At 67.3% G+C, this 278-nt stretch carries 1 pseudogene; it reads left to right on the top strand.

Annotated elements, in window-relative coordinates:
• A pseudogene (locus EN852_RS40625) lies at window positions 1-278 on the top strand (enoyl-CoA hydratase/isomerase family protein); the annotation flags it as partial.

Below are 278 nucleotides of genomic sequence, written 5' to 3'. Positions count from 1 at the left end.
CGCGCGGTGCGCCGCTTCGGCGCCCAGACGGTGCGTCGCATGGCTGTCGGTGGCGAGATTTTTCTGGCGGCTGAAGCGCTCGTGCTTGCCATCGTCGACCGCGTCGTCGAAACCGGCAAGGCGTTAGACGAAGCCAAGGCCTGGGCTGGGAAAATCGCCGAACGCGGGCCGCTGGCGACCGAAGCCGCCAAGCTGATGATCGCCGTTGCCGAAGGCGAGGAAAGCGCTGCCGCGACCGAAGCCCTGGCCAGCGGTTTCATAGCGCTCACCGGCGATCT

Source organism: Mesorhizobium sp. M2E.F.Ca.ET.209.01.1.1 (assembly GCF_004010375.2).
Classification (GTDB): domain Bacteria; phylum Pseudomonadota; class Alphaproteobacteria; order Rhizobiales; family Rhizobiaceae; genus Mesorhizobium.
Note: the sequence above shows the minus strand (reverse complement) of the source record. Positions and strands in the feature narration are given on the sequence as shown.